The sequence below is a fragment of the Streptomyces catenulae genome, assembly GCF_000718015.1.
GTDB classification, from domain to species: domain Bacteria; phylum Actinomycetota; class Actinomycetes; order Streptomycetales; family Streptomycetaceae; genus Streptomyces; species Streptomyces catenulae.
Genome location: NZ_JODY01000006.1, coordinates 1 through 18,900, shown reverse-complemented (window position 1 = coordinate 18,900; position 18,900 = coordinate 1). Strand labels below are relative to the sequence as shown.

Sequence of the window (18,900 nt, the reverse complement as noted above, 5' to 3'; positions counted from 1 at the left end):
GCTCACGCGGCGGGCTCCGGGACCGCGGGCTCCTTCAGGGGGCGCAGCAGGAGTCCGCCGAGGGCCGGGAGGGCGATCAGCGGGAGGAGTGCGGTGCGCAGGGAGGTGGCGTCGGCGAGGGTGCCGATCAGCGGGGTGGCGAGGCCGCCGACGCTGACGGCGAGCCCGAGCGTCACACCGCCCGCGGTGCCCACCCGGCCCGGCAGGTAGTCCTGGCCGAGCGTGACGTGCAGGGAGAACGGCACGTACAGCCCGGCCGAGGTGAGCGCCACACACGCGTACACCGCGGGTCCCGGGACGAGGAGGACGCCCGCGACGGCCGGGACGGTCAGCGCGTAGGACCAGCGGACCACCGGGAGGCGGCCGAAGCGGATGGCGAGGCGGCCGCCCGCGACGGTGCCGACGGCGCCGCCGAGGTAGAGGACGAAGAGCGCGGCGGCACCGGCGGCGGGGCCTCCCCCGGTGCGCTGGCGCACGTAGAGGGAGAGGAAGGCGCCGAGGCCGACGAAGACGATCGAGCGGCAGGCGACGGCGCCGGTCAGGCGGGCGAAGGAGGCCCAGTCGTCGCGGGCCGCGGGGCGGGCCGTCCGGGCGGGGCCGGAGGCGGGTGCCGGTGCGGCGAGGGCGCGCAGGGCGACGGCGCAGAGCACGGCGCCGAGGAGCGCGGGCACCGCCAGCAGCGGGGAGGCGCGCAGTCCGCCGGTGGCGACGACGGCGGCGACCAGGAGCGGGGCGGCGGCGAAGCCGAGGTTGCCGCCCAGCGAGAACCAGCCCATGCCGGTGTGGCTCCCCCGGCTCGCGAGGCGCGCGATGCGGGCGGCCTCGGGGTGGTACGCGGCGACGCCGATGCCGCCGACCGCGACCGCGGTGAGGGTGAGGGCGTATCCGCCGGTGAGTCCGGCGGCGGCCACGCCGACGCCCGCCAGCAGGGCGCTGACCGGCAGCAGCCAGGGCAGCGGCCGCCGGTCGGTGACGGCGCCGAACAGCGGCTGTACGACGGAGGAGAGCAGCGAGGCGGCGAGCACGATCCCGGAGGCGGCGGCGTAGGTGTAGTGCCGTTCGGCGACGAAGAACGGCACCAGGGCGGCGACCGCACCCTGGTACACGTCGACGCAGGCGTGGCCGAGCGAGAGCAGCGGCAGCGGGCCGAGGGCGCGCGGGGTGCGAGGCGCGGTCCGGGGCGGGGCGGCCGGTGCCGGTGGGCTGAGGGGTGACCTGGCGGTCCGTCGTGTCGTCACCCGGCCATCGTCATCGGTGCCCCGTCGGCGCGCTTCCGATAAATTGCCAAGGTATGCCGGAGATCCGCCACACCCCGCAGGCGCCCACCCGGGCCCGGACGCTGGCCCCGGGTGAGCGGATCGCCGCACACCGCCACGACGGCCACCAGATCGTCTACGCGGGCTCCGGTCTGGTGGCCGTCACCACCGACGCCGGGACGTGGTTCGCGCCCGGCAACCGCGCGCTGTGGGTGCCCGCCGGTTGTGTCCACGCCCACCGCGCCCACGGCCGTCTCGCCCTGCATCTGCTCGGACTGCCCGCCGCGGTCAACCCGCTGGGGCTGGATGCGCCGACGGTCCTCGCGGTCGATCCGCTGCTGCGGGAGCTGATCCTCGCCTACACCCGGGAGGACGGCGGGGACGGTCCCGAGCGGCGGCGGCTGCGGGCCGTGCTGCTCGACCGGTTGCGGGCCTCGCCGCAGCAACCGTTCCGGCTCCCGACGCCGACCGATCCCCGGCTCGTCGCGGTCTGCGGGCTGCTGCACCGCGCCCCGGCGGATCCCCGGACGCTGGCGGAGCTGGGCGCCGCGACCGGCAGCGGCGCCCGTACGCTGTCCCGCCTCTTCCGGCGGGAGCTGGGCATGACGTTCCCGCAGTGGCGGACGCAGCTGCGGCTCTACCACGCGCTGCGGCTGCTGGCCGAGGGCACGGCGGTGACCACCGTGGCGCACCGCTGCGGCTGGGCCTCCGCCAGCGCGTTCATCGATGTCTTCCGCCGCGCGTTCGGCCACACCCCGGGCAGCCACCACGGTCTGCCCTGATACGGGTCAGGGTCCGGGCGCGCCGGTGCGCAGGCCGTCCATGACGAGGTCGAGCAGCCGGGCCGCGCGGGTCTGCCAGTCGCCGTGCGGGTCGAGCTGCCAGAGTCCGGCGATGGCGAGGAGGAAGTCGTCGGGGGTGACGCCGGGGCGGATGGTCCCGGCGCGGGTGTTGGCGTCGAGGAGGAGCGCGACGGCGGCGGTGACCGGGGCGCGGCCGACGGCGGCGAGGCTGCCGGGGGCGCTGGCCTTGCGGATCGCCTCGGCCAGCCCCGCCTTCGCCATGGCGTGCCGGGCGAGCCGGTCCATCCATTCGCGGAGCGCCGCGTCGGGGGCGCGGGTGCGCAGCAACTGCTCGGCGACGGCGGCGACCTGGCCGACCTCGTGCCGGTAGACCTCCAGGACCAGGCACTCGCGGCTGGGGAAGTTGCGGTAGAAGGTCGCCTGGCCGACTCCGGCGCGCCGGGCGACGGCGCTGAGCGGGGCGCGGGCGTCGCGGGTGAGTTCGGTGAGTGCGGCGTCGAGGATGCGGGCGCGGTTGCGCCGGGCGTCCGAACGCAGTGCGGGTTCCTGCTCGTTGGGCACCCGTCCTCCTCCAGGAAGGCCCTTGCTGCGCGCACGGCCGTCCGCTAGGTTTCCCCGATGTGGACAACTGTCCGATCTGGTCCACCGTAGCGGCTGACGCGGGCGGTGGGGATGGGCAGATCCGCCGGTGCACCGGGCTTTTACGCCACCCGACGCCCCGTACCCGTCCTTTTCGCCCACGCCGATGCCCGTCCCCGCGGTGCGCGTTCCCCGTGGGCACCCTGCCGACGCGGGGCGGGAGAGCTCGACTTCCGGTCGACCACGCCGTTCCCCGGGCCTCCGGGGCCGGTCGCGGCCGTGCCTCACCCCATGTGAAAGAAGGCTGACTCATGCCCCCATCGACGCCCTCGGAGTCGTCGGCGCCGTCCCCCACGTCCAGCGGCATCTCCCTGCGCGTCAACGGGGAGACGTACGCCCTCCCCGTCGACCACCGCACCACGCTGCTCGACGCGCTGCGCGAGCGGCTCGATCTGACGGGTACCAAGAAGGGCTGCGACCACGGTCAGTGCGGTGCCTGCACGGTGCTGGTGGACGGGCGGCGGTCGCTGGCGTGTCTGCAGCTCGCGGTGGCCACCGAGGGCCGGGAGGTCACCACCATCGAGGGGGTGGCCGACGGTGACCAACTCCACCCGGTGCAGCAGGCGTTCCTCGACCTCGACGGCTACCAGTGCGGCTACTGCACGCCGGGGCAGATCTGTTCGGCGCTCGGCGTGATCGAGGAGCACGCGGCGGGGTGGCCCAGCGCGGTCACCGCCGACATCGCCCCGCAGGCCGCCCCGGCGCCGCTGGACGCGGCCGAGATCCGCGAGCGGATGAGCGGCAACCTCTGCCGCTGCGGTGCGTACGCCTCGATCGTCGAGGCGGTGGCGCGGGCCGCGGACGGTTCGTCGGCGGGCGTCCGCGGTACGGAGGTGACGGCATGAGGGAGTTCGCCTACGAGCGGGCGGCCGATGTGGCCGGTGCGGTCGCGCTGCTGGGCTCCGGCCCCGAGGCCCGGGCGCTGGGCGGCGGCACCAACCTCGTCGACCTGATGAAGGCCGGGGTGGAGCGGCCGCGGCTGCTCGTCGACGTACGGGGGCTGCCGCTCGACCGGATCGAGGAGGACGGGGACGGCGGGCTGCGGATCGGCGCGACCGTCACCAACAGCGAGCTGGCCGCCCACCCCGAGGTGCGGCGCCGGTATCCGGCGCTGGCGCAGGCGGTGCTGGCCGGGGCGTCCGGGCAGCTGCGCAACATGGCGACGGTCGGCGGGAACCTCCTCCAGCGCACCCGCTGCGGCTACTTCACCGACACCACCAAGGCGTGCAACCGCCGCTCCCCCGGCAGCGGTTGCCCGGCCGTCGCGGGCGAGCACCGCAACGGCGCGATCCTGGGCGCCTCGGAGCACTGTGTGGCGGTGCACCCGTCCGACATGGGCGTGGCGCTGGCCGCCTTCGACGCGGTGGTGGAGTACGAGACGGCGGACGGTCCGGGCACGCTGGCGCTGGACGCGCTGTACCCGCCGGTGGGCGAGGCGCCGCACCGGGAGACGGCGCTGCCGGACGGCGCGCTGATCACCGGTCTGACGCTGCCCGCCGCGCCGGTGGCGGCGCACTCGCGCTACCGCAAGGTCCGTGAACGCGCCTCGTACGCCTTCGCCATCGGTTCGCTGGCGGCGGCGCTCGACGTCCGGGACGGGGTGGTGCACGACGTGCGGCTGGCGTTCGGCGCGGTCGCCTCCCGGCCGTGGCGGGCACGGCGCGCCGAGGAGGCGCTGCGCGGCGAGGCGGCCGGTGCGGAGGCGTTCGCCGCCGCGGCGGACGCGGAGCTGGCCGCGGCGCGGGCGCTGCCCGACAACGGATACAAGCTGACGTTGATGCGCAACCTCGTCGTGGCCGTCCTCGGCGAGCTGACCGAGGAGGCGGGCCGATGACGGTCGCGACGGGCACCACGGCGGGCAACCGCGCGGCAGGCGGCGCGGTGGGCACCGCGCACACCCGGCTGGAGGGCCGGGCGAAGGTCACCGGCACGGCGCGGTACGCCGGGGAGGTGCCGTTCGCGGAGCTGGCCCACGGGCAGCTGGTGGTCTCCACCGTCGCGCGCGGGCGGATCACGGCGGTGGAGACGGACGCGGTGCTGGCGATGCCCGGCGTCCTCGATGTGCTGCACCACGGCAACGCGCCGCGGCTCAAGGGTGATTACACCAACCTGCTCGGGAAGGCCGACCCGCTGCTCCAGGTCTTCCAGCAGGACCGGGTGCCGCACGTCGGATGGCCGGTGGCGCTGGTCCTCGCCGAGACGCCGGAGCAGGCGCGGGAGGCGGCGGACGCGCTGGTGGTGCGGTACGCGACCGAGCCGCACGACGTGGCGTTCGCCGAGACGCATCCGGCCGGGTACGGCGCCGGTGCGCAGACCGGCGGCACCGCGGAGACCAAGAAGGCGCTCGACGCGTCCGAGGTCGTCGTGGACGCGCGGTACACCACGCCGGAGGAGCACCACCACCCGATGGAGCCCCATGCGGCGATGGCGCGCTGGGACGGCGGGCGGCTGGAGGTGGTGGACACCAACCAGGGCAGCGCCTTCGTCGCCGACGAGTTGGCGAGGCTGTTCTCGCTCGACGCGGAGTCGGTGCGGGTGCGGTCGGAGCACGTCGGCGGCGCGTTCGGCGCGAAGGCGACCCGGCCGCAGGTGGTGCTCGCCGCGATGGCCGCGACGGTGCTGCACCGGCCGGTACGCGTGGTGCTCACCCGCCGCCAGCTCTTCTCGCTGGTGGGGTACCGCAGCCCGACGGTGCAGCGGGTGCGGCTGGGCGCGGACGCCGACGGGCGGCTACGGGCCCTGGACCACCAGGCGTACAGCGCCACCTCGTCGTTCCGGGAGTTCATCGAGCGCAGCGCGGACTTCGGCCGGGTGATGTACGGGCCGGACGCCTACCGCTCGGAGAACCATGTGGTGCCGCTGGACGTGCCGACGCCGAGCTTCATGCGGGCGCCGGGCGAGGCGCCGGGGTCGTTCGCCCTGGAGTGTGCGATCGACGAGCTGGCCGAGAAGTGCGGCATCGACCCGATCACGCTGCGGGCGCGGAACGAGCCCGAGGTGGGGGTGGTCTCCGGGCTGCCGTTCAGCAGCCGGAACCTGCTCGCCTGCTTCGAGGAGGGCGCCCGGCGGTTCGGCTGGGCGGAGCGCGATCCCCGCCCGGGGGTGCGCCGTGAGGGCCGCTGGCTGCTGGGCACCGGGACGGCCGCGGCGCGGTTCCCGTCGGGGGTCGCGCCGTCGACCGCGGCGGTGACGGCGGAGGCGGACGGGACGTTCACGGTCCGGATCACCGCGGCGGACGTCGGGACGGGGGCGCGCACCGCGCTGGCCCTGGTCGCGGCGGACGCGCTGGAGGTGGCACCGGAGCGGATCCACATCCGGATCGCGGACAGCGACTTCGGTCCGGCGATGGTGGCCGGCGGTTCGATGGGGACGCGCTCCTGGGCGTGGGCGGTCATCGAGGCGGCGCGGGCGCTGCGCGAGAAGCTGGCGCTGGGCGGCACCGTCCCGCCGCAGGGTCTGACCGCCCGGGCGGACACCGGCGCGTCGATCGGCGCGCTGTCGCAGAAGGAACGGCACTCCTTCGGGGCGCAGTTCGCCGAGGTGGCGGTCGATGTGGCCACCGGTGAGGTGCGGGTGCGGCGGATGCTGGGGATGTTCGCCGCCGGGGAGATCGTCAACCCGCTGACGGCGCGCAGTCAGTTCCTCGGCGGGATGATCTGGGGCCTGTCGATGGCGCTCCACGAGGAGGCGGTACGGGACGGGGCGACCGGCGGGCACGTCGGCGCGGACCTCGCCGGATACCACATCGCGGCGCACGCCGACATCCCGCAGCTGGACGCCGGTTGGGTCGACGACGTGGACGAGGACGACCCGGTCGGCATCAAGGGCATCGGGGAGATCGGCATCGTGGGCGCCGCGGCAGCCGTCGCCAACGCGGTCTGGCACGCCACGGGCGTACGCCACCGGGACCTCCCGATCCGCCCGGACCGGGTGCTGACGGCGGGATCGACGGAGCAGGCGGGGGCCGCAGGCGCCTGAACCGGGCGGGCCGCGGGGCGGGCCCGTACAGCACAGGGCCGGGCGTCGGGCCCGTACGGCACGGTCCGGTGCATCGGGCCCGGGTGGTGACACCCGGGCCCGGCACCGGCTGGGCTCACCCCCGCCCGGCGGCCTCCCGGGCCACGCTCTCCAGACGGGCCCGGTACTCCTCCCACCACACCGCCTCGTCCGACGGCAGGTTGGTGTTGCCGACGCGCATCCCGGCGGCGCCGTCGATCAGTTCGCGGACGATGTCCGCATGACCGGCGTGCCGGTGGGCCTCGGCGATCACATGGATCAATATCTGATGCAGCGTCACCTCGCGGCGCTCCTGCGGCCACCACGGCACCTGACCGGTGGCGTCGAGCGGGAGCGCCTCGATGGTCGCGTCGGAGTGGCGCCAGGCCCGCCGGTACAGCTCCACGATCTGCTCGCGCGACTCGTCGGCGGTGGCCCACATGTCGTCGTTCGGGTCGGTGCCCTCCCCGATCCAGGGAAGCGGCTCGCCGGACGGGCGGGCGAACGTCTCGCCGAAATAGCCCAGTTCCACACTGGCGAGGTGCTTGACCAGGCCCAGCAGGTTGGTGCCGGTGGGGGTCAGGGGGCGGCGGAGGTCGTACTCGCCGAGCCCGTCGAGCTTCCAGAGCAGGGTGTCGCGGGCGGCCTGCAGATAGCACAGGAGGTCTGCTTTCGGCTTCGATGCATCCATGCCGGGAAGCATGCCACCCACCACTGACAACGGCCCGGAATTCCCCCGCCCACCGGGGCCGTTCAGGAGGCCCGGCAGATGCAGAACGGCTGGCCGGAGGGGTCGAGGAGGACGGTCCAACGGCCCTTGCCGGGCTGGTGGTCGGGGCGGGTGGCGCCGAGCGCGAGCAGTCGTTCCTCGGCCGCGGCGGGGTCCTCGAAGGCGAGGTCGAGGTGGAAGGGGAGTTCGTCCCGCGGCCAGTCGGGCGCGCGGAAGGCGCGGGCGGTGTAGAAGACGAGGGTCCTGACGCCGTCACCGATGAGGTGGGCGGCCGGGTTGCCGTCCTCGTCGTGGAAGGTGTGGCGGGTCTCCCAGCCGAGCGCCGCGGCGTAGAAGTCGGCGAGGGCGGCGCCGTCGGGGGCCCAGATGCCGGAACCCAGCAGGGTGCCGGTCGGGGTGGCCGGGGTGGTGGTGGCGGAGGTCGTCTGGGGCATGGCGCGGTCCTTCGGGGCGGCACGGTGGCGCGGGGACCTCGTACGGTGGCGGTCCCCGGCGCCCGGACACGTAGAGGATCGCTGCCCTTCAGGACAGTTTCCGTCCTGAAGGGCAGCGCGCGGACCGGCCGTCTGCCGCCCGGCCGCTACCGCACGTCCCCGTCCCGCAGGCGGCGGTTGTCGAGGACCGCGACGGCGCGGCGGATGCGGGTGGTCTCCGCCGCGTCGACGGCGGCGGTGACGGTGTCCGGTGCCGCGCCGAGGCGGGCGCGGACGGTGCCGTCGGGGGCGACGAGCATGCTGTGCCCGACGCCGGTGGGCGCCTTGGTGGGCTGCTCGGGGTCGGCCGCCGGGTCGGGGGCGGACTGGCCGACGGCGGCGAGCCAGACGGTGGCGTCCAGCGCCCGGGCGCGGACGAGGAGTTCCCACTGATCGCGCTTGCCGGGCCCGGCGCCCCAGGAGGCGGGGAGCACGCTGACGGTGGCCCCGGCGTCCGCGTGGGCCCGGAACAGTTCGGGGAACCGCAGGTCGTAGCAGGTGGCGAGGCCGACGCGGAGGTCGTCTACGTCGATGGTGACGACCCGGTCCCCGGCGGCGACGGTGTCGGACTCGCGGAAGCCGAAGGCGTCGTAGAGGTGGATCTTGTCGTAGGAGGTGTCGGTGCCGGGGCCGGTGGCCAGCAGGGTGTTGGCGACCCGGCCGCCGGGCGCGGGGGTGAACATCCCGGCGACGACGGTGATCCCGGCGGCCCGGGCGGCGGCGCGGACGCCGTCCGCCCACGGGCCGTCCAGCGGTTCGGCGACCGGCCCGAGCGGTACGCCGAAGCGGCACATGGCCGCCTCGGGCAGGACGGCCAGCCGGGCGCCGTCGGCGGCGGCGCGACGGACGTGCTCGGTGAGCAGGGCGAGGTTCTGCCGGGGGTCGTCCGTCGACGTCATCTGGCAGAGGGCGATACGCATGGGGCTCCGTTTCCTCGGGTCGGGTGCGGCGCGTCCGGGGCGCGCGGGGCGTGCCCGCAGGAGCATGGTGCCTCGCCGGGGCGGCGGCCCGCAGCGGGGTCCCGGCCCGCAGGGGCGCCGGGTCGGTGCGCGGGCCGTCAGGTCCGGGCGGACCGTCCCGTCACCAGCCCATGTGCGCGGCGATCTCCTCGACGCACTCCCGCAGCCGCGGCAGCTGGCCGTGGAGCTCGTCCGCCGAGGTCAGCGCGGTGACCGCGCCCAGCGAGATCGCCAGCCGCGGTGCGCCCGACCGGGCCGGGACCGCCATGGCGATCGAGCGGACGCCGACCTCGCCCTCCTCGTCGACCTCCGCCCAGCCCCGGGCCCGCACCCGCGCCAGCTCCTCGCGTACCGCCCCGGGGTCGGTCACCGTCCGGTCGGTCACCGCGGGCAGCTCCTTCTCCAGGAGGGCGTCGACGGTGGCCACGGGCTGCCCGCAGACCAGCGCCTTGCCGAGCGAGGTGGCGTGCCAGGCGTTACGGGTGCCCTCGGCGCTGCGCAGTTGGAGGTGCTGGGTGCCCTGGACGGCGAGGACCAGCAGGACGTCGCCGTCGTGGAGGATCCCGGCGATGGCGGGCAGCCCGGTGGCGGCGGCGAGGGTCCGCATGGGGGCGGCGGCCTCGGAGTAGCCCGCCGGGGAGCGGTGGAAGCCGCGCGAGAGTTCCAGGACGCGGACGCCCGGGGCGTAGCGGCGGGCGCGTTCGTCGTAGGAGGCGAACCGTTCGGCCACCAGGCGGCCCAGGATGCGGTGGGCGCTGCTGACGGGGAGTCCCGTCAGCCGGGCCGCCGCGCTGACGCCGAGGCCGCCGGGGTGGTCGGCGAGGACGGACAGCAGGCGCAGGCCCCGGCTGAGCTGGTCGTCGCCGGATGTCGTGGTCATGTGCGTCTCCTGTGTGCCGCGCCGGTGGCCCGGCCGTTCCTGGTGTCAGCGGGCCTCGGCGGGCTCCGGCTGCCCGGTCACCGTACCCAAGGGTTCGGTGGCGGTCCGGGGCTCGCGCACCGTGAGGGTCAGTCCGGCGGAGAGCAGGGCGCCGACGGCCATCATGGCGAAGGCGCCCGCGTCGCCGAGCGAGGTGCCGCGCACCCAGCCGACCAGGTAGGTCCCGGCGAACGAGCCGAGGGCGCCGAAGGAGTTGACCATCGCGACGGCCGCGCCGGAGATCCCGGCCGGGGCGAGCGAGGAGATCAGCGCGAAGAACGGGCCGTAGGGCGCGTAGAGGCAGGCACCGGCGACGACGAGCAGGGCGAAGGCGAGGACGAAGCGGTCGCCCGCCAGGTAGGAGCCGAAGAGGGCGACGCCGCCGGTGGCGAGCCAGGGCCAGACGGCGGCGCGGCGGTGGCCGCTGCGGTCCGAGAGGCGGGAGTTGAGCAGCATCGCGACGACGGCGAAGGCGTACGGGACGGCGGTGAGCAGTCCGGTGGTGCCGATGCCCTCACCGGTGCCGCTCCTGACGATCGAGGGCAGCCAGAAGACGAACCCGTACATCCCGAACGACCAGCAGAAGTACTGGGCGGACATCAGCAGCACGGGGCGGGAGCGGAGCACCGCGCGGTAGGAGCGGGCCAGGTCGCGGGTGGCGGCGGGGGCGGCCGGGGCGGTGGAGGGGTCGGCGCGGAGTGCGGCGAGTTCGGCGGCGGGGAGCCAGCTCGCCTCGTCGGGGCGGTCCTTGATCAGGCGGAGGCAGAGCAGGCCCCAGACGACCGAGGGGATGCCCTCGACGATGAACATCACGCGCCAGTCGGAGACGGAGATCAGCCAGCCGGAGAGGGCGGACAGCCACATCACGGTGACGGGGTTGCCGAGGATCAGCAGCGTGTTGGCGCGGCCGCGTTCGGCGTGGGTGAACCAGCGGCCCAGCAGCATCACCATCGACGGCAGCACGGCGCCCTCGACGACGCCGAGCGCGAAGCGGACCGCGATCAGCTGCGCCGGGTCGCTCAACAGCCCCTGGACGACGGCGAGCAGGCCCCACAGCACCGTCGACCAGGCGATGAGGCGGCGGGCGCTGCGCTGCTCGGCGTAGATGGTGCCGGGGATCTGGAAGATGAAGTAGCCGAGGAAGAAGGAGGCCGCGATCAGCGAGTCGAGGCCCGCCGAGAGGTGGAGTTCGTCGGCCATGCCGCCCGCCGAGGCGAGCGAGTAGTTCGACTTGTCCAGGTAGGCGAGCGAGTACGTGAGGAAGGCGACGGGCATCAGGTGCCGGGCGCGGCTGGAGGCCCACAGCGAGGGCGTGGGCTTCAGGGACGGTGACGGCGTTGTCATCGTTGACCCCCCGTTTTCCGTGAGATGGAAAGTGTTTCACTAGGCGGGAAGAACTTATGAGTAGCTTGCAGTTCCGGTCAATGGCTGGCCGGAATCTGTTCACCTGCTTCCCTGCTTCCCGCCGTCGAGGAGACGCACGATGACCGACGTCCTGATCCCCTGGCCGCAGCTCGACGAGCGGCACGGCCCCTGGCCCGACGGCACCCGCGTCCATGCGTGGGACGGCCGCACCCCGGTCGAGCGACTGTCCGCCGACGCGCTGGACGCGGTGGGCCTGTGGGTCATGCCGTACGCGGTCGCCGACGCGCACCGGCTGCTGGCGCGGCTGCCGCGGCTGCGCGCCGTGCAGTCGCTGAGCGCGGGCGTCGAGAAACTCCAGCCGCTGCTGCCGGACGGCGTGGCGCTGCACAACGGCCGCGGGCTGCACGACGCCTCCACCGCCGAACACGCCCTCGGGCTGATCCTCGCCGCACAGCGCGAACTCCCCCGCTGGGTCGCCGACCAGGGCGCGGGCCGCTGGGCGCCGCACTTCACCCGCTCGCTCGCGGACAGCCGGGTCGCGATCGTCGGGTACGGGTCGATCGGCGAGGCGCTGGAGCGGCGGCTGCTCGCCTGTGAGGCGGAGGTCGTCCGGGTCGCCCGGCGGGCCCGGCCCGAACACCACGTACACGCCGTCGAGGAGCTGCCGCGGCTGCTGCCGGAGGTCGACATCGCGGTGCTCACGCTGCCGGAGACCCCGGCCACCACCGGGCTGTTCGGGGCCCGGGAACTGGCCGCGCTGCCCGACGGCGCGCTCGTCGTCAACGTCGGACGGGGCCGCACCCTGGACACCGCGGCGCTGCTCGCGGAGGCCACCGCCGGACGGCTGCGCGCCGCCCTCGACGTCACCGACCCCGAACCGCTCCCCGCCGACCACCCGCTGCGCCGTGCGCCCGGCGTGCTGCTGACCCCGCACATCGGGGGCGGCGCCGCGTCGTTCCGGCCGCGCGCCGAGCGGCTGGTCGTGGAGCAGGTCCGCCGGTGGGCGGCGGGCGAGGAGTTGCTGAATCCGGTGCCCGCGCAGGGCTGACGGGAGCAGCCGCCCGGCGGCGCCCGGGCCGGGGCGCGGGCGCCGGGACCGTCAGGCGGCCACCGGGTCGCCCGGCGGAACCGCCGTGGCCGCCGCGCTCAACGCGTCGAGGACCGGCCGGAACAGCGGGTGGTCCTCGGCGCCGCGGCGGACGGCGGCGAAGACCCGGCGGGTCGCCGCGACCCCGTCGACCGGCCGCACCGCGACCTGGGTGAGATCGGTGTCGCGCAGCGCCGACCGCGGCACCAGCGCCACCCCGGCCCCCGCACCGGCGAGCGTGACCACGGCCCGGAAGTCGTCGGACGAATGCGCCAGCTCGGGCCGGAACCCGGCGTATTCGCAGGCCAGGACCATCACGTCATGGCAGGGGTTGCCCGGGTAAGGACCGATCCAGGGGTCCTCGGCGAGCGCCGCCACCGGCACCGCCGGGGCGTGGGCGAGCCGGTGGTCGCGCGGCAGCACCGCGTCGAACGGCTCGGCGTACAGCGGGACCCGCACCAACCGCCGGTCCGCGGCGCTCGGCGCGCCGCGGTACTCGACGGCCACGGCCACATCGGCGCGCCCGTCGAGCACCATCGGCAGACTCTCGTCGCCCTCCGCATCCCGCACCCGGACGACGATGCCGGGGGCGACGGCGCGCAGCGTGGTGATGGCCGGGGCCACCACCACGCCGATGCCGGTGGCGAACGCCGCGACGGTGACCTCCCCCGCCGCGCCGCTGGTGTACGCCGCGACCTCCGCCTCGGCGCGCTCCAGCTCCGCGAGGACCGCCCCGGCGTGCCGTAGCAGAATCGCGCCGACCGCGGTGAGGCGCGCGCCGCGGTGGTCACGGGCGAGGACCTTGTGGCCGGTCTCCTGCTCCAGCGCCGCGATCTGCTGGGAGACGGCGGAGGGCGTCAGATGGAGCGCCGCGGCCGCCGCGGTCACCGTACGGTGGTCGGCCACCGCCTGGAGGGTGCGCAGCCGTCGTGCATCGATCACGGCATCGATTCTGCCAGGCGGTTCACCCCGCCGAGGCGGCCAGGGCCGCGCGGGCGTCGACGAACGCGGCCACCGCGCGGTGCACGTCCTCGGTCGAGTGCGCGGCGGAGAGCTGGACGCGGATCCGGGCGGCGCCGTGCGGCACGACCGGGTACGAGAAGCCGATGACGTAGACGCCGCGCTCCAGGAGGAGTTCGGCCATCCGCGCCGCCTCCGCCGCGTCGCCGATCATGACCGGGGCGATCGGGTGGTCGCCCGGCAGCAGGTCGAAGCCCTCCTCGGTCATCCGCGAGCGGAACAGCGCGGTGTTCGCGGCGAGCTTCTCGCGCAGGTCACCGGCGGACTCCAGCAGGTCGAGGACCGTCAGCGAGGAGGCGGCGATGACCGGCGCCAGGCTGTTGGAGAAGAGGTAGGGCCGCGAGCGCTGGCGCAGCAGGGCGACGATCTCGGCGCGGGCGGCGACATAGCCGCCGGAGGCGCCGCCGAGGGCCTTGCCGAGGGTGCCGGTGAGGATGTCGACGCGGTCCATCACCCCGTGCAGCTCCGGGGTGCCCCGGCCGCCCGCGCCGACGAAGCCGACGGCGTGCGAGTCGTCGACCATCACCATCGCGTCGTAGCGCTCGGCGAGGTCGCAGATCTCCCGCAGCGGGGCGACATGGCCGTCCATGGAGAAGACGCCGTCGGTGACGACGAGTCGGCGGCGGGCGCCCGCGGCGTCCTTGAGCTGCGTCTCCAGGTCGGCGAGGTCGCGGTTGGCGTAGCGGAAGCGGCGGGCCTTCGACAGGCGGATGCCGTCGATGATGGAGGCGTGGTTGAGGGCGTCGGAGATGACCGCGTCCTCCGGGCCGAGCAGCGTCTCGAAGACGCCGCCGTTGGCGTCGAAGCAGGACGAGTAGAGGATCGTGTCCTCCTGGCCGAGGAAGGCCGAGAGGCGCGCCTCCAGCTCCTTGTGGACCTCCTGGGTGCCGCAGATGAAGCGGACGGAGGCCATGCCGTAGCCCCAGCGGTCGAGGGCGGCGTGACCGGCGGCGACGACCTCGGGGTGGTCGGCGAGCCCGAGGTAGTTGTTGGCGCAGAAGTTGAGCACGTCGCCGGGGCGCCCGCCCTCGGTGACCTGCACGCTCGCGGACTGCGGGGTGGAGATGACGCGCTCGGGCTTGTGCAGTCCGGCGCTGCGGATCTCGTCGAGGTCGGCGCGCAGGTCGTCGCGTACGGAGTCGAACATGTCCTGTCCTTCGGGTCGGGTGCCGGGGCACGGAGGGGACGGTGGGACGCGCCCGGCGGTCGGCCGGGCGCGCCGCGCAGGAGAACGGGAGGTCAGACGGTCCAGTCGAGGATGACCTTGCCGCCACGGCCGCTCGCCGCGTCGGCGAACGCCGCCTCGTGGTCGCGGTGCCCGTACCGGCCGGTGATCACCGGCGCGAGGTCGAGCCCGCCTTCGAGCAGCACCGACATCGCGTACCAGGTCTCGAACATCTCGCGGCCGTAGATGCCCTTGAGCGTGATCATCGAGGTGACGATGCGGGCCCAGTCGACGGGGAACTCGGCGGCGGGCAGGCCGAGCATGGCGATGCGGCCGCCGTGGGTCATGTTGGCGATCATGTCGCGCAGCGCCTCGGGGCGGCCGGACATCTCCAGACCGATGTCGAAGCCCTCGCGCAGCCCGATCTCCCGCTGGCCGTCGGCGATCGTCGCGCCCGACACATCGAGCGCGAGGCTGACGCCGATCTTCCGGGCCAGTTCCAGACGCTCCTCGCTGACGTCGGTGATCACGACGTTACGGGCCCCGGCGTGCCGGGCGACGGCCGCCGCCATCAGCCCGATCGGCCCGGCGCCGGTGATCAGCACGTCCTCGCCGACCAGCGGGAACGACAGCGCGGTGTGCACGGCGTTGCCGAACGGGTCGAAGATCGCGGCGACATCGAGGTCGACGGGGACCCGGTGCACCCAGACGTTGGAGGCGGGCAGCGCGACGTACTCGGCGAACGCGCCGTCCCGGCCGACGCCCAGCCCGACGGTGGCGCGGCACAGGTGGCGGCGCCCGGCCAGACAGTTGCGGCACTTGCCGCACACCAGGTGGCCCTCGCCGCTGACCCGGTCGCCGACGGCGATGTCGGCGACGTCCCGGCCGGTCTCCACGACCTCGCCGACGAACTCGTGGCCGACGATCAGCGGCGCGGAGACCGCCTGCTGCGCCCAGCCGTCCCAGTCACGGATGTGCAGATCGGTGCCGCAGATACCGGTGCGCAACACCTTGATCAGCACCTCGCCGGGCCCGATGACCGGCTCCGGGACGTCCCGCAGCCACAGCCCGGGCTCAGCCTTCTCCTTGACCAGCGCTTTCACCGAGGCGCCTCCTGTGCCGACGACGGGCCCGGGCGCGGCATGGGGCGGCGGATCCGGGCAGGAAAAATCGGCACACGGCGGCGGACGCGGAGACCGCGGCAGCCGTGGCCGGACGCCTCACAATCTGCCGTCCGGCGGGCGCCGCGTCCATCGATCATTTCTTAAGCCGGGCAACAGAAGCGCTTCATCCGTCCCGTCCGGCACACCGGTCACGTGTCAGCGGGGCCACTCCGGCGCGGGGTCCTCGTCGAGCAGCGGACGCAGCCCGCCCAGGACCGCGCCGATGCACACCTCACGCAGTTCGGTACGGGTGCAGGTCTCCTCGGTGAGCCAGTCGACGCAGAGCACCTGGACGAAGACCAGCCAGCTCTTGAGCACCCCCGAGACGGCCTCCCGCCGCCCCTCGGCGTACGGCAGCACGGCGAGCAACCGCTCGCGCAGCGCGTCGAGTTCATCGGCGATGATCGTCTGGATCAGCCGGTCCCCGGCGAGGACCCGGTTGGCCGCCAGCACGGTGTTGCGGTTCTCCGCGAAGTACGCGATATGGGCGTCCAGCCCCTCGGTCAGCTGCGCCACGAGGGTGTCGGCGGGATCGACCCGCGACCGGGCGAGCAGCTGCCCGGCGGCCTGCCGGTAGAGCGCCGCGAAGAGGTCACGCTTGCTGGGAAAGTGCTGGTAGAGCAGGGTGCGGGAGACACCCGCCCGCTCGGCGACGCCCTCCATCCGCACCTCGTCGTACGGCTGCGCGGCGAACATCCGGGCCGCGACGGCGAGGAGTTGGGCACGGCGTTCGGCGGGGCTGAGGCGTTGACGGGGCGGCATGACTCCAGCTTACTTGACACGCGTCTAGTAAGGCGTGACGCTGAGGGACAGGTATCTGCTCAGCGGCCCCGGTCGACCGGGACGGCGCTCCGCCACCGGGCGCCGGACGTGTGCACCGGTACCGCCTCGACGGAGGAGATGGTGGGACATGACCCGGGCGAAGGCACTCCGCCTGCTGGCCCTCGCGATGGGGTACGGCTGCGCGGCGATCGGCCTCTTCCACGTGCTGGGCGGGAACGCCGCGATCCCCGGCGCCTCCCGCGCGGGCGCGACGGTCGACAGCCTCGGCCGCTTCCTCGGCGCGATCTTCACCGGATACGGACTGGCCTGGATCCGGGCGACCCGGCAGAGCCCGATCCCGGCGTCCGCGGTCCGCCTGCTGACCGGCGTGTTCCTGCTGGGCGCGCTCGGCCGGGTGCTCTCGGTCGCCGTGGCCGGGTGGCCGCACTGGTTCCAGACCGCGCTCGGCTGCCTCGAACTGGCCCTCTCCCCCGTACTGTTCCGGCTCGCGGACGCGGACGAGAAGGCGGCGCGGCCCTCGGGGACGAGGACCGCCGAGGCAGAGGTGTGACGGGAGCGCCGCACGGGCGGTCGGCGGGTCGCGGGGTCCGGAGCGGGCCCGGTTGCCCGCGCCGGAAGAGGCCGGACCGGCGCCCTCCCGGGGAGCCGGTCCGGCGCGCGAGGCGCCTCCCGGGTCAGCCCGCCAGGGCCTCGTCGTCCTCCTCCGACGGCCGGGACGGCTCGCGATCGCTGCCGCGCCCCGGGGTCCGGCGGCCGTCCGTACCGTCCGGGTCGCGCCGGTGCCGTGCGCCGCTCGCGGCCACGTCCCGCAGGTCCGGGGCGGCACGGTCGTCGAGGACGATGGTGAGCGGCGTCCCGTCGGACGCGAGCGCGGTCAGGGCCTGTTCGACGCGGAGGTAGAGCGTCGTGGCGAGCGGCAGATCCCCGTCGCCGTCGTCATCGGCGGCCCGGATCCGGTGCAGGCTGATCAGGATCGCGATCAGCGAACGCCCCGACAGCGCGGCCGAGACCCGCCCCGCGCCCTCGTCGACGACCTCCGGCGGCATCCGGAAGTGACGGTGCCGCCCGGCGGTCGCGGACACGAACTCCCATACGTCGCGGTGGCAGACGAGCACGGTCGACGACACCCGCGCCGCCTGGAGCAGCAGGCGACGGTGGGCCGTCCCGTCGACGGAGGCGAGGGAGACGCCGTCAACGGGGGCGAGGGCGACCGGCTCCCCTTCGGCCGCCGGGGGTTCGCCCCCTTCCACGGCACCCTCGGGCGATGCCCCCTCCGCGCGGGCGGCGATGTCGACCACGACCTGCCGCAGGGATGCCACCTCGCTCGCCAACTCGCCGTACTTGCGGGCGAGTTCCCCGTCTCCCTGACGCTCCTCCCGCTCCTGCCGCGCCAGTTGTTCCTGCCGTTGCTGCCGCTCCTCACGCGCGCAGGCGAGTTCGTCCTGCAAGGGCGCCACCGCCTCCTTCAACGCCTCGGCGAGGGCGGCCCGTGGCGCAGGGATCAGGGAGGCTTCCTGAAGGATCGCCGCGACGGGCGGGGGCGCGGCGGGCGGGAGCGGGGCCGCCCCCGGGGCGGAGGGCTCCGGTGTCGCCGCGACCGTGGTCGCCTTCCCGGGAACGGCCTCGGGAACGGCTGCGGGGACCGCCCCGGGGACGGCCACCCGCTCACCGGGGCGATCGGCGCTCCCGCGACCGGCGTCCGGGTGCCCGGCGTCCGTGCCGGAACCGGCCCCGGCCCCGGCGGGACCAGCGCCTCCGCCATCTCCGCCATCTCCGGCAGCCCCGGCGCCCCCGGCGCACGGTTCGACGGCCTGCCCCACACCGCACTCCGGCGGACCGGCCCCCTCCGACCGTCGCGGCTCGCTCTCCCGCAGCTTCACCAACTCCTCGCGGAGTGCGCCGAGGAGTCCCGTCAGGCTCTGCACGTCCTCCCCCAACGAGCCGAGGGCGGCCGTCACCTCCCCCCGCACATCGGGCTGCGGGGACGGCTCCGCCCCCTCCTCGGCCTTCGTCTTCAGGGCGCCGAGGCTCCGCCCGACGGTGCGCAGTTCCTCGCGCACACCGGACAGCGCCTTCTGCGTGGCCTCCCCCTGTGCCACGCCGTCCAGCTTGGCCAGTACCTCCTGGTGCGCCAGCTCCCGTCCGTTCGCCAGGCGCTCCACCCCCTTGCCCAGGGTGTCCCGTACGTCGTTCCCGGTGTGCACGACCGTGGTGTGCAGCATGGTCAACGCCTGGGTGATGTCTCCGCCCCTCAAGGCCAAGCCCTCCTCGCCTTTTTACGTTGTGTACGCGGTCGATCTCCCTCCGTACTCTCCTGGACGGCCGCCCGGGGCGAGGGCGGATCCGGGTAACCGCGCTGGTCGACGACGTGATCGCGCCCCTCTTGGCGTGATCGGCACCGGCGCGGGGGCGCACACGGAGGGAGCGCGGAGGCGGACGGGCGCCGGAAGCGGACGGGCACGGCGGAGCGGGCGGGGCGGGCGCTGTCTCTTATACACATCTCCGAGCCCACGAGACTCCTGAGCATCTCGTATGCCGTCTT

18 protein-coding genes are annotated in these 18,900 nt (G+C 74.9%); 6 read left to right on the top strand and 12 right to left on the bottom strand.

All coding sequences use genetic code 11. The features are described from left to right. Positions 1-2 precede the first annotated feature (2 nt). Complete coding sequence (locus IF23_RS0107965; RefSeq protein WP_030281299.1) at positions 3-1,142, bottom strand: MFS transporter; 1,140 nt, start codon at positions 1,140-1,142, stop codon at positions 3-5. Between the two features lie 149 nt (positions 1,143-1,291). On the opposite strand from IF23_RS0107965, the gene IF23_RS0107960 reads away from it, so the two are divergent. Continuing rightward, on the top strand, positions 1,292-2,038 hold the full coding sequence (locus tag IF23_RS0107960; protein WP_030281298.1) for an AraC family transcriptional regulator: 747 nt from the start codon (positions 1,292-1,294) through the stop codon (positions 2,036-2,038). A 6-nt stretch (positions 2,039-2,044) separates the two neighbouring features. Here the strand turns inward: IF23_RS0107960 and IF23_RS0107955 are convergent, their stop codons facing one another. Then, a complete protein-coding gene (locus IF23_RS0107955; protein WP_030281297.1) occupies positions 2,045-2,620 on the bottom strand; it encodes a TetR/AcrR family transcriptional regulator in 576 nt (191 codons plus the stop codon). Positions 2,621-2,949: 329 nt separating this feature from the next. On the opposite strand from IF23_RS0107955, the gene IF23_RS0107950 reads away from it, so the two are divergent. From IF23_RS0107950 to IF23_RS0107940, 3 genes are read left to right on the top strand one after another with little or no spacing between them, the layout of a single operon-like run. After that, a complete protein-coding gene (locus IF23_RS0107950; protein WP_030281296.1) occupies positions 2,950-3,543 on the top strand; it encodes a 2Fe-2S iron-sulfur cluster-binding protein in 594 nt (197 codons plus the stop codon). After that, positions 3,540-4,532, top strand: coding sequence for an FAD binding domain-containing protein (locus IF23_RS0107945; RefSeq protein WP_030281295.1), 993 nt, complete (start codon positions 3,540-3,542; stop codon positions 4,530-4,532). Before IF23_RS0107950 ends, IF23_RS0107945 begins: the two co-directional genes overlap by 4 nt. Beyond that, a complete protein-coding gene (locus IF23_RS0107940; RefSeq protein WP_037677703.1) occupies positions 4,529-6,676 on the top strand; it encodes a xanthine dehydrogenase family protein molybdopterin-binding subunit in 2,148 nt (715 codons plus the stop codon). Before IF23_RS0107945 ends, IF23_RS0107940 begins: the two co-directional genes overlap by 4 nt. A 115-nt stretch (positions 6,677-6,791) precedes the next feature. On the opposite strand, the gene IF23_RS0107935 is transcribed toward IF23_RS0107940, so the two are convergent. From IF23_RS0107935 to IF23_RS0107915, 5 genes are all read right to left on the bottom strand, one after another. After that, positions 6,792-7,385 (bottom strand): DinB family protein, encoded by a 594-nt coding sequence (locus tag IF23_RS0107935; RefSeq protein WP_030281293.1) that lies wholly within the window; start codon positions 7,383-7,385, stop codon positions 6,792-6,794. A 62-nt stretch (positions 7,386-7,447) separates the two neighbouring features. Further along, entirely contained in the window at positions 7,448-7,858 is a 411-nt protein-coding gene (locus tag IF23_RS0107930; RefSeq protein WP_030281291.1) for a VOC family protein, read from the bottom strand. A gap of 146 nt (positions 7,859-8,004) precedes the next feature. Beyond that, entirely contained in the window at positions 8,005-8,817 is an 813-nt protein-coding gene (locus IF23_RS0107925; RefSeq protein ID WP_030281289.1) for a carbon-nitrogen hydrolase family protein, read from the bottom strand. 160 nt (positions 8,818-8,977) lie between these two features. Next, entirely contained in the window at positions 8,978-9,736 is a 759-nt protein-coding gene (locus IF23_RS0107920; RefSeq protein ID WP_030281286.1) for an IclR family transcriptional regulator, read from the bottom strand. A gap of 45 nt (positions 9,737-9,781) precedes the next feature. Continuing rightward, the gene (locus IF23_RS0107915; RefSeq protein WP_051739411.1) at positions 9,782-11,119 is read right to left on the bottom strand and encodes an MFS transporter; all 1,338 of its coding nucleotides are present in this window, start codon (positions 11,117-11,119) and stop codon (positions 9,782-9,784) included. 139 nt (positions 11,120-11,258) lie between these two features. Between IF23_RS0107915 and IF23_RS0107910 the strand changes: the two genes are divergently transcribed. Continuing rightward, complete coding sequence (locus IF23_RS0107910) at positions 11,259-12,188, top strand: 2-hydroxyacid dehydrogenase (RefSeq protein WP_030281282.1); 930 nt, start codon at positions 11,259-11,261, stop codon at positions 12,186-12,188. A 51-nt stretch (positions 12,189-12,239) separates the two neighbouring features. Here IF23_RS0107910 and IF23_RS0107905 read toward each other — a convergent pair whose 3' ends face one another. The 4 genes from IF23_RS0107905 to IF23_RS0107890 all read right to left on the bottom strand — a co-directional run bounded on the left by IF23_RS0107905 (position 12,240) and on the right by IF23_RS0107890 (position 16,337). Next, positions 12,240-13,169, bottom strand: coding sequence for a LysR family transcriptional regulator (locus IF23_RS0107905; RefSeq protein ID WP_030281280.1), 930 nt, complete (start codon positions 13,167-13,169; stop codon positions 12,240-12,242). Between the two features lie 22 nt (positions 13,170-13,191). Beyond that, positions 13,192-14,394 (bottom strand): glycine C-acetyltransferase, encoded by a 1,203-nt coding sequence (locus IF23_RS0107900; protein ID WP_030281278.1) that lies wholly within the window; start codon positions 14,392-14,394, stop codon positions 13,192-13,194. A 92-nt stretch (positions 14,395-14,486) separates the two neighbouring features. After that, positions 14,487-15,515, bottom strand: a complete 1,029-nt coding sequence (gene tdh, locus IF23_RS0107895; protein ID WP_030281276.1) for an L-threonine 3-dehydrogenase — start codon at positions 15,513-15,515, stop codon at positions 14,487-14,489. A 216-nt stretch (positions 15,516-15,731) separates the two neighbouring features. Beyond that, positions 15,732-16,337 (bottom strand): TetR/AcrR family transcriptional regulator, encoded by a 606-nt coding sequence (locus IF23_RS0107890; RefSeq protein WP_030281274.1) that lies wholly within the window; start codon positions 16,335-16,337, stop codon positions 15,732-15,734. Positions 16,338-16,485: 148 nt separating this feature from the next. Here IF23_RS0107890 and IF23_RS0107885 point away from each other — a divergent pair, with 148 nt between their 5' ends. Then, positions 16,486-16,908 (top strand): DUF4345 domain-containing protein, encoded by a 423-nt coding sequence (locus IF23_RS0107885; protein WP_030281272.1) that lies wholly within the window; start codon positions 16,486-16,488, stop codon positions 16,906-16,908. A gap of 124 nt (positions 16,909-17,032) precedes the next feature. On the opposite strand, the gene IF23_RS31935 is transcribed toward IF23_RS0107885, so the two are convergent. Continuing rightward, positions 17,033-18,613 (bottom strand): hypothetical protein, encoded by a 1,581-nt coding sequence (locus tag IF23_RS31935; protein WP_157847981.1) that lies wholly within the window; start codon positions 18,611-18,613, stop codon positions 17,033-17,035. Positions 18,614-18,900: the final 287 nt, after the last annotated feature.